Raw genomic sequence first — 9,499 nt, 5'->3', positions numbered from 1 at the left:
CGGCCCGCGTGCGTGAGCGAATCAAGCCCCGCCGGCGTTTGAGGCGCGCGGGCGCGGGTCCCCCAGGCCGCCAGACCTGGGGAGGAAGGCCGGGCGGAGCCTGCCACGCGGTGGAGCCGCACATCGGTACAGCGGGACGGCGGCACCACCCACGCCGTCAGGCGTAGGGGAGGGCGGGGAGGGGAAGGGCCCCGCGCAGCGGCCCGCACCGTGTGGGCCGCGTCACCCCCAAGGACATCGCGTCAGAAAGACGATTACACTGGCCTCGTGCCTCAACTACGCCTCGCTCTGAATCAGATCGACTCGACCGTCGGCGACCTCACCGGCAACGCCGAGGCGATCGTGCACTGGACCCGGCACGCCGCCGAGCAGGGCGCGCACCTCGTCGCGTTTCCCGAGATGGTGCTGACCGGGTACCCCGTCGAGGATCTCGCCCTGCGGTCGTCCTTCGTCGAAGCGTCCCGCTCCGCGCTGCGCGCGCTCGCCGTGCGGCTCGGCACCGAGGGGTTCGGGGAGCTCCCGGTGATCGTCGGTTATCTGGACCGTTCCGACGCCGCTCAGCCGAAGTACGGCCAGCCCGCCGGCGCGCCGCGCAACGCCGCCGCCGTGCTGCACCGGGGCGAGGTGGTGCTCACCTTCGCCAAGCACCACCTCCCGAACTACGGCGTCTTCGACGAGTTCCGGTACTTCATGCCGGGCGACAGCATGCCCGTGATCCGGGTCCACGGCATCGACGTCGCGCTCGCGATCTGCGAGGACCTGTGGCAGGAGGGCGGCCGCGTTCCCGCCGCCCGCAGCGCGAAGGCCGGGCTGCTGATCTCGGTCAACGCCTCTCCGTACGAGCGGGAGAAGGACGACACCCGCCTCGAGCTGGTGCGCAAACGTGCCCAGGAGGCCGGCTGCACCACGGCGTATCTCGCCATGATCGGCGGACAGGACGAGCTCGTCTTCGACGGCGACTCGATCGTCGTCGGCGCGGACGGCGAAGTCATCGCCCGTGCACCGCAGTTCGCTGAGGGCTGCGTCGTGCTCGACCTGGATCTGCCCGCGGCCGCGGCCGACGCGCCCACCGGCGTCGTCGACGACGGGCTGCGCATCGACCGGGTCCTCCTGTCCGAGGAGCCGCTGCCCGCGTACGAGGCGGAGCTCACCGGCGGTTACGCGGACCGGCTCGACGACGACGAGGAGGTGTACTCGGCTCTGGTCGTCGGCCTGCGCGCGTACGCCGCCAAGAACGGTTTCCGTTCCGTCCTCATCGGCCTGTCCGGCGGCATCGACTCCGCCCTCGTCGCCGCCATCGCCTGCGACGCGCTCGGCGCGCAGAACGTGTACGGCGTCTCCATGCCGTCCAAGTACAGCTCCGAGCACTCCAAGGGCGACGCCGCCGAGCTGGCCCGCCGGACGGGACTGAACTTCCGCACCGTGCCGATCGAGCCGATGTTCGACGCGTACATGGGCGCGCTGGGGCTCACCGGTCTCGCCGAGGAGAATCTCCAGTCGCGGTTGCGCGGCACGACGCTGATGGCGATCTCCAACCAGGAGGGCCACATCGTGCTCGCGCCGGGCAACAAGTCCGAGCTGGCGGTGGGCTATTCGACCCTGTACGGCGACTCGGTCGGCGCGTACGGGCCGATCAAGGACGTCTACAAGACGAGCGTGTTCAGGCTCGCCCAGTGGCGCAACCGCGCCGCTGAGGAACGCGGTGAGACCCCGCCGATCCCGGAGGCGTCGATCACCAAGCCGCCGAGCGCCGAGCTGCGGCCCGGCCAGGTGGACACCGACTCGCTGCCGGACTACGACGTGCTGGACCGGATCCTGGAGCTGTACGTCGACCGCGACCAGGGCAAGGACGCGATCGTGGCGGCCGGCTTCGACGAGGCGCTGGTGACGAAGACGCTGCGGATGGTGGACACGGCGGAGTACAAGCGGCGCCAGTACCCGCCGGGCACCAAGATCTCCGCGAAGGGGTTCGGCAAGGACCGGCGGCTGCCGATCACGAACCGCTGGCGCGAGACGACGGCCTGACCTGCTCCGCTGTACGGGGGCTTCCTGCGGCGACGACGCGGGAGGCCCCCTTCGCCGTGCGTTCGCGGTCCAGCCGCCCGGCGGTCGCGGCGACGGCCAGGCCGACCACGGCGAGGACCGCGCCCACGAACGCGGGGGACGTCCAGCCCCAGCCCGCCGCGATGGCCGCGCCGCCGAGCCAGGCGCCGCCGGCGTTGGCGAGGTTGAAGGCCGAGTGGTTGGAGGCGGAGGCGAGGGTCGGCGCGTCCTGGGCCTTGCGCATCACCAGCATCTGCAGCGGCGTGGTGGTCATGAACCCGACCGCGCCGAGGACGGCGACGGTGGTCAGGGCCAGCCACGGTATGTGGACCGTGAACGGGAAGGCCACCAGGACAAGCGCGAGCGCGGCGAGCGAGCCGTAGAGCGTCGGCCGCAGGGCCCGGTCCGTGAGGGGGCCGGCAGCCAGCGCGCCGAGCGTCATGCCGATGCCGAACAGGGCGAGAACGAGGGTGACGGACGGCTCGCCGAGGCCGATGGCCTCGGTCGTCATCGACGCGAGGTAGGAGTACACGGCGAACACGCCGGCAAAGCCGAACACGGCGGTCAGCAGACCCAGCAGCACCTGCCGGTTCCCCAGCGCCCGCAGTTCGCGGCCGACGCTCTGGTGGGCGTCGAGCGGGGTGTCGGGGACGAGCCGGGCGAGGGCGGCCATCGCGACGAGTCCGATGCCGGTGACGACGAGGAACGTCGCACGCCAGCCGAGGTGCTGCCCGAGCGCGGTCGCGGCGGGGACGCCCACGACGTTGGCGACGGTGAGCCCGAGGAACATGGTGGCGACCGCGCGGGCCTGGCGGTGCTCCCGTACGAGACGTGCCGCGACGACGGCGCCGACGCCGAAGAACGCGCCGTGCGGCAGCCCGGCGAGCACGCGTCCCGCGATGAGCGTCGCGAAGCCCGGCGCGAGGGCGGAGGCGAGGTTGCCGACGGTGAAGAGCGCCATCAGGAGCAGCAGCATCCGCTTGCGCGGAACGCGTGAGCCGAGGGCGGTGAGCAGGGGGGCGCCGATGACGACGCCGATGGCGTAGGCGGAGACGAGGTGGCCCGCGGTGGGGACGGAGGTACCGAGGTCGTCGGCGACGTTGGGCAGGAGGCCCATCATCACGAACTCGGTGGTTCCGATGCCGAAGGCGGACACGGCGAGGGCGAGTAGCGCCAAGGGCATGTGAGGGTGGGCCTTTCCGAGTAAGTTCCTTCTCGGAACAAATACTCTCAGACGTTTTGCTCCCGCCGGTGAACAGCGGGTTGCGCCGAGGTACCCACCCCGCCCGCCCCCATGACCACCACGCGAAGCGCGGTACGGGGCCCGGGACTTGCCCCGGTCCGGCAAGGGGCGGGAAGGAGCGGGGTGGGGAACGTCACAGCTTGACGCGCGCCGCGATCGGCAGATGGTCGCTGTCCGTCCGCGGCAGCGTCCACGACGAGACCGGCTCCACACCCCGCACCAGGATCTGGTCGATCCGTGCCATCGGGAACGAGGCCGGCCAGCTGAAGCCGAAACCGTCGCCCGCGGCGCCCTGCGTCGAGCGCATCTGGGACGTGATGGCGTTCAGCGAGCGGTCGTTCATCGTGCCGTTGAGGTCGCCGAGCAGCACGACCCGGTCGGTCCGCTCCCGCGCGATCGCCTCTCCCAGCGCGTCGGCACTGTTGTCGCGCTGGTTCGCGGTGAAGCCGGCCTCGAGCTTCACGCGCACGGACGGCAGGTGCGCGACGTGCACCGCGACGCTTCCGTCCGGCGTCTCGACCGTGGCGCGCATGGCCCGGGTCCAGCCCATCTTGATGTCCACGGGGGAGGTGTCGGTCAGCGGATACTTGCTCCACAGCCCGACCGTGCCCTCGACCGCGTGATACCGGTACGTACCGGCCAGCGCCTGCTCGTACGTCGCGACCTGCCCGCCCGGCAGCTCCTGCAGCGCCACGACGTCCGCTCCGGACGCGGCGACCTTCTTCGCGGTGCCCACCGGGTCCGGATTGTCCGCGTTCACGTTGTGGGTGGCGATCGTCAGTTCGCCGTCCGCCGCCGCGGCCTTGCCGGTCAGCAGCCCGCCGAAGAGGTTGAGCCAGACGATCAGCGGCAGCAGTACAGCGATCACCGCCGTCGCGGAGCGCCGCAGCAGCGCCGCCACGGCGATCAGCGGGACGAACACGCCGAACCACGGCAGGAACGTCTCCGTCAGGCTGCCGAGGTTGCCCAGCCTGTTGGGGATCTGTGCGTGCAGGATCATCAGCAGGGCGATGATCACGGCGAAGGCCGCGAGGAGGACGCCGCGGCGCCAGATGCCCCGGTCACCGCGCAGACGCTCGAGCAGGACCCGCGCCCTCCCGGCCCCGGACCCGGTGTGCCGCGTCCGCGCTGCGTCGTTCTCCGTTTCCGCCGTGTACGCCTGCGCCATAAAGCTGTCCTCACTGCCTTGCTGTCACACCGGCCTCGCCGTCGCCCTTAGGACACTAGGCGATGACCGACGGTCACCCCGCCGTCCGGAGACGGCCGTACTGTCTCGATGACGATGGGGCGGCACGCCGGGTTCCTGCTGTCGGGCCAGGTGAGGACGCTGTGACAGAACGAGCACACTCGGCGCGCCGCGGACCGGCAGGTGTCCGGCCCCGGAACGCGGCCACCGGCGTGGTTCACCGCCGTGGTTCAACCGGGAGGACGCACGCGCCCGCGCGTCGAGCCTCGGGGCTTGTGGTTGTGACGGGGTCCTCTTTCGCCCGGGCGGCATGAAGTGCCACCATGGAGGCGATCCGGGGACGCCGTCAGGGCGCCACGAGATGACGAAGGAGCCGAATACCCCATGACGCTTCAGCCTGCCCAGAAAGCCTCCGACAGCAGCAAGGCGCTGTACGGCGGCAAGCAGACGCGCCGTATCACCGTGCACGACATCGCCGCCGCCAAGGAGCGCGGCGAGAAGTGGCCCATGCTCACCGCCTACGACGCGATGACCGCGTCCGTCTTCGACGAGGCAGGCATTCCCGTCGTGCTGGTGGGCGACTCCATGGGCAACTGTCACCTCGGCTACGAGACCACCGTGCCCGTCACGATGGACGAGATGACGCTGCTGTCCGCCGCTGTCGTACGGGGCACCAGGCGCGCCCTCGTCGTCGGCGACCTTCCCTTCGGCGCCTACCAGGAGGGCCCGGTCCAGGCCCTGCGCAACGCCACCCGGCTGGTCAAGGAGGCGGGCGTCGGCGCGGTCAAGCTGGAGGGCGGCGAGCGTTCGCTCGGCCAGACCGAGCTGCTCGTGCAGGCCGGCATCCCGGTGATGTCGCATCTTGGCCTGACCCCGCAGTCCGTGAACACCATGGGCTACCGGGTGCAGGGCCGCAGCGACGAGGCCGCCCACCAGCTGGTCCGCGACGCCAAGGCCGCCCAGGACGCGGGCGCCTTCGCGGTCGTGCTGGAGCTGGTGCCCGCGGAGCTCGCCGCCGAGGTCACCCGGTCCCTGCACATCCCCACCATCGGCATCGGCGCGGGCCCCGACACCGACGCGCAGGTCCTCGTGTGGACCGACATGGCGGGCCTGACAGGCGGCAAGGTGCCGCGCTTCACCAAGCAGTACGCGCACCTCCGGCAGACCCTCACGGATGCGGCCAAGGCGTTCGCCGACGACGTCGCGGGCGGGGCGTTCCCCGCCGAGGAGCACACCTTCCACTGAGCCACTTCCGGCACCAACGACAGCCCGCCGATCTTCCCCCGTCGGCGGGCTGTCGGCGCAGTGGGCGGCGTAATGTGGGAAACGGCCTCGGGAACACAGCGAAACACCGCCAGGAGGCGGAAGATCATGGCCGGAATCGTGAGCAGGGCCTTCGACTCGGCTGATGAAACCCGTGAGTTCAAGGACGGGAAGGGGAAGCTCGAACTCCTCAACACGGAGCAGGGGCCGGTCGGCCGGGCCGTGTTCCAAGCGGGCTGGCGTTGGTCGACGCACGTCAAACCCATCGCGGAGACGGACAGCTGCATGGCGTCACATGTCGGTTATGTCGTCAGCGGTCGGATGACCATCGTCATGGACGACGGCGAGACGGCCGACGTGGAAGAGGGCCAGTTCATCAGCGTCACGCCGGGGCACGACGCGTACGTGGTCGGCGACGAACCGTGCGTAGTGCTCGACTGGTTCGGGTTCGGCGACTACGCAAAGCCCTGACCTGCCGGAACAACAGGCCGCCGACTCATCGTCGGCGGCCGTCGGCGGTTCGGGGGACGGGAGTTCGGGCTCGCGGCCGATGAATTCGGTGCGCCGGCGCGGAGGTTGGCCAGTGGGGCGGCGCAGCTCACGTCCCGGGAATCGTGTCGGCGCCGCCCGGGCGGGGCAGGAACCGGAACCGGAAACGGCCCCCCGGGGCGTTCCCCGCGTGTCACCGGTACGGTCTACTGCGCACACCCCGCCGTGCGACCCTCGCCGCACGACCCGCACACCCGCCGCATGTCAGGAGCCGTGTCCATGACCACCGCCGCCAGGCGCCACAGCGACCGCGCCATCAGTCCCGTCTTCCTCGGGATCGCCGCGGTGATGGCGGTGACGGGCTGGGCGGTGTGGACGGGCTTCGCGGCCAGTCCCGGCCTCGCCGTCTTCCTCTTCGTCGTCTCGGGGTGGATCGTGTCGCTCTGCCTGCACGAGTACGCGCACGCCCGCACCGCGCTGCACGGCGGCGACATCTCCATCGGCGCCAAGGGCTATCTGACACTGAATCCGCTGAAGTACACGCACGCGCTGCTGAGCATCGTGCTGCCGGTCATTTTCGTGATCATGGGCGGAATCGGCCTGCCGGGCGGCGCGGTCTTCATCGAGCGCAATCGCATCCCGGGCCGCTGGAAGCACAGCATGATCTCGGCGGCGGGCCCCCTGACGAACGTGCTGTTCGCCGCCGTGTGCACCGCCCCGTTCTGGCTGGGCGCGCTGGACGGGGTGCCGACCGAGTTCCGTTTCGCGCTCGCGTTCCTCGCGATGCTCCAGGTCACCGCCGCGCTTCTGAACTTCCTGCCGGTCCCCGGCCTGGACGGCTACGGCGTGATCGAGCCCTGGCTGTCGTACAAGGTGCGCCGCCAGGTGGAGCCGATCGCACCGTTCGGACTGATCATCGTCTTCGTGATCCTCTTCATCCCCGAGGTCAACGTCGTCTTCTTCGACGCGATCTACGGGATCATGGAGTCGCTCGGAGTGGACGAGCTCGGCATCTTCTGCGGACGTGACCTGTTCGAGTTCTGGAACGGACAGAACGACTTCTGCGCCGCAGCCGGCTGATCCGGTGCCGATCAGGCCGACCCGGTGCCGTTACCCGCCGCCCCGGCGCCCGCTGCCCGCTCCGCCTTCGCCCGGCGCCGGTAGTACCAGGCCATGTTCGACGCCAGCCCGCCGAGCAGCACCCACACGATCCCGAACCACATGCCCTGTACGAAGGAGAGCACCGCCGCGACCACGGCGAGGACGCAGACGGCGAGGGAGTAGAGAGCGAGGCGGGGCATGGGGTACGGCTCCTGTCGGGTCCTGCCGGGGGCTTTCTGACCCCACCAGTGTCCCTCATGCCCCGACGCGCCCTACACGTCGGTGACGCGCAGCCCCGCGTGTGCCTTGTAGCGGCGGTTGACCGAGATCAGGTTGGCGACCAGCGACTCGACCTGGTGCGCGTTGCGCAGCCGGCCGGCGAACACTCCGCGCATACCGGGGATCCGGGCGGCCAGGGCCTGCACGATGTCGGTGTCCGCGCGGACCTCGCCCAGCACCATCACATCGGTGTCGATCTCCTCGATCGACTCGTCCTGCAGCAGCACGGCCGACAGATGGTGGAACGCCGCCGTCACCCGCGAGTCGGGCAGCAGAGCGGCGGCCTGCTCCGCGGCGCTGCCCTCCTCCGGCTTGAGCGCGAACGCGCCCTTCTTGTCGAAGCCCAGCGGATTGACGCAGTCGACGACAAGCTTGCCGACGAGCTCCTTCTGCAGCGTCTCCAGCGTCTTGGCGTGCCCGTCCCACGGCACGGCCACGATCACGATGTCGCTGCGCCGCGCGCACTCGGCGTTCTCGGCGCCCTCGATCCCGAGGCCCAGTTCCTCCGCCGCGGCTTCGGCGCGCTCCACGGCACGGGAACCGATGATCACCTTCTGGCCGGCCCTGGCCAGCCGGTAGGCGAGGCCGCGCCCCTGGTCGCCGGTGCCGCCGAGAACACCGACGACCAGGCCGGAGACGTCCGGAAGGTCCCAGGGGTCCTTGGCCGGGGCCTTGGGCGCGGTGCCTGAACTGTCAGTACCAGTAGTTGTCATGAGGCGACCCTACTTCGGGCCCCGCACCTCCCGATCGGGTGAGCCGGGGCCGACCGGGCCCCGCGCCGGCGGGCTCGGGTGCAGGATGCTGCGCCATGGATGCCGTACGCGTCGCGCTGCTGCGCGAAGTCCTCGCCGGGACCCAGTGGCCGGCGGCGACCCGGAGGTTCGCCGGCGTGCTGCGCTCGTCCGTGGTGCCGCGGAGCGGCGGGCTGCTGCTGGTGGGGACCGAGGAGTACGAGCCGTGGCACCTGGCCGCGCATCTTGTCGACGAGGCCACCTGGTCGGGGCAGCCCGAGCTGGCGCCGACGCTCGTGCGGCACCGGGTGCGCAGCGCCGACCCGGCGCACCTGACCGTCGGGCTCGGCAGGCTCGAGGCGGCCGGACGCGGGGAGACGCTGCTGGTCGTGGCGCCCGATGCGCCGGGCGGGGGTCTGCTGGAACGGCTCCACGACGCCCGGCGAGCGGGTGCGACGGTGCTGTCCCTGGACGGCGGGGACCCCGAGGTGCACGGGCTGGCCCACGAGGCGCTGACCGTACCGGGTCCGGAGCATGCCGAGGGGGCGTCCGAGATCGACATCGACACCGTCCAGCACCTGGTGAGCGCGGCGGCGGGCGAGAACAGCGTTCCCGCACCACGCGGACGCTCGCGGCTGCGGGACCGGCTGTCGTGGCTGGCGGACCAGCTGACCTCCCCGCCGCCGGCCCGCTGGTGATGCCTGCCCTGTGCCAATTCGGTTGCCCGAGGCTCCGGGGCCGCTGGAGCACGGGCCGTTCGTGGTGTTCGGCGCGGCGGGCCCGGGCCTCGCCATCGCGGCGGCGGGCTGGTTCACGAACGTGTGGCTGGTGCTGCTGTGCTTGGCGTGCGAGGGCGCGGGCGACATGCTGAGCGGCCTCGGCCGCTCGACGATCTGGAACCAGACGATCCCCGAGGGCCTGCGGGGCCGCCTGGCGGGCATCGAGGTCCTCTCGTACAGCGTCGGCCCGCAACTGGGCCAGGTCCGCGCGGGCGCGATGGCGGGCGCCCCGGCCGTCGGGGCAAGCCCAGGCCCCACGGGGCCGGGGCGCCCGGCCCCCGGAGCGCCGGGCGCTAGGGCGTGTTTCGAAAGTCCCGCCTGGCCCACGACGCCTGGCACGCACACTCGCTGCGTTGTCGGAGTCATCCAGGTACGTCCAGTACGA

At 71.3% G+C, this 9,499-nt stretch carries 9 protein-coding genes and 1 pseudogene; 6 read left to right on the top strand and 4 right to left on the bottom strand.

The window, feature by feature from the left end; translation table 11 throughout:
• Nucleotides 1–267 precede the first annotated feature (267 nt).
• Nucleotides 268–2,025 (top strand): NAD+ synthase, encoded by a 1,758-nt coding sequence (locus tag ACZ4SA_RS10010; protein WP_468271900.1) that lies wholly within the window; start codon nucleotides 268–270, stop codon nucleotides 2,023–2,025.
• Here ACZ4SA_RS10010 and ACZ4SA_RS10005 read toward each other — a convergent pair.
• A complete protein-coding gene (locus ACZ4SA_RS10005) occupies nucleotides 1,994–3,226 on the bottom strand; it encodes an MFS transporter (RefSeq protein ID WP_468271899.1) in 1,233 nt (410 codons plus the stop codon). The genes ACZ4SA_RS10010 and ACZ4SA_RS10005 overlap by 32 nt on opposite strands.
• 193 nt (nucleotides 3,227–3,419) lie before the next feature.
• Nucleotides 3,420–4,370, bottom strand: coding sequence for an endonuclease/exonuclease/phosphatase family protein (locus tag ACZ4SA_RS10000; protein WP_468272354.1), 951 nt, complete (start codon nucleotides 4,368–4,370; stop codon nucleotides 3,420–3,422).
• Nucleotides 4,371–4,856: 486 nt separating this feature from the next.
• Here ACZ4SA_RS10000 and panB point away from each other — a divergent pair, with 486 nt between their 5' ends.
• The 3 genes from panB (at nucleotide 4,857) to ACZ4SA_RS09985 (ending at nucleotide 7,304) form a co-directional block, all read left to right on the top strand.
• Complete coding sequence (gene panB, locus ACZ4SA_RS09995) at nucleotides 4,857–5,717, top strand: 3-methyl-2-oxobutanoate hydroxymethyltransferase (protein WP_468271896.1); 861 nt, start codon at nucleotides 4,857–4,859, stop codon at nucleotides 5,715–5,717.
• A 126-nt stretch (nucleotides 5,718–5,843) separates the two neighbouring features.
• Entirely contained in the window at nucleotides 5,844–6,206 is a 363-nt protein-coding gene (locus ACZ4SA_RS09990) for a cupin domain-containing protein (protein ID WP_468271894.1), read from the top strand.
• Between the two features lie 297 nt (nucleotides 6,207–6,503).
• Entirely contained in the window at nucleotides 6,504–7,304 is an 801-nt protein-coding gene (locus ACZ4SA_RS09985) for a site-2 protease family protein (protein WP_468271892.1), read from the top strand.
• Between the two features lie 11 nt (nucleotides 7,305–7,315).
• Here the strand turns inward: ACZ4SA_RS09985 and ACZ4SA_RS09980 are convergent, their stop codons facing one another.
• On the bottom strand, nucleotides 7,316–7,525 hold the full coding sequence (locus ACZ4SA_RS09980; protein WP_468271889.1) for a hypothetical protein: 210 nt from the start codon (nucleotides 7,523–7,525) through the stop codon (nucleotides 7,316–7,318).
• A 72-nt stretch (nucleotides 7,526–7,597) separates the two neighbouring features.
• Nucleotides 7,598–8,317, bottom strand: coding sequence for an NADPH-dependent F420 reductase (gene npdG, locus ACZ4SA_RS09975; RefSeq protein ID WP_468271886.1), 720 nt, complete (start codon nucleotides 8,315–8,317; stop codon nucleotides 7,598–7,600).
• Nucleotides 8,318–8,412: 95 nt separating this feature from the next.
• On the opposite strand from npdG, the gene ACZ4SA_RS09970 reads away from it, so the two are divergent.
• Both ACZ4SA_RS09970 and ACZ4SA_RS09965 read left to right on the top strand, forming a co-directional pair.
• Complete coding sequence (locus tag ACZ4SA_RS09970) at nucleotides 8,413–9,033, top strand: hypothetical protein (protein ID WP_468271883.1); 621 nt, start codon at nucleotides 8,413–8,415, stop codon at nucleotides 9,031–9,033.
• Nucleotides 9,034–9,082: 49 nt separating this feature from the next.
• A pseudogene (locus tag ACZ4SA_RS09965) lies at nucleotides 9,083–9,340 on the top strand (MFS transporter); the annotation flags it as partial.
• Nucleotides 9,341–9,499 lie beyond the last annotated feature (159 nt).

Source organism: Streptomyces sp. NPDC027962 (genome assembly GCF_055566095.1).
Note: the sequence above shows the minus strand (reverse complement) of the source record. Positions and strands in the feature narration are given on the sequence as shown.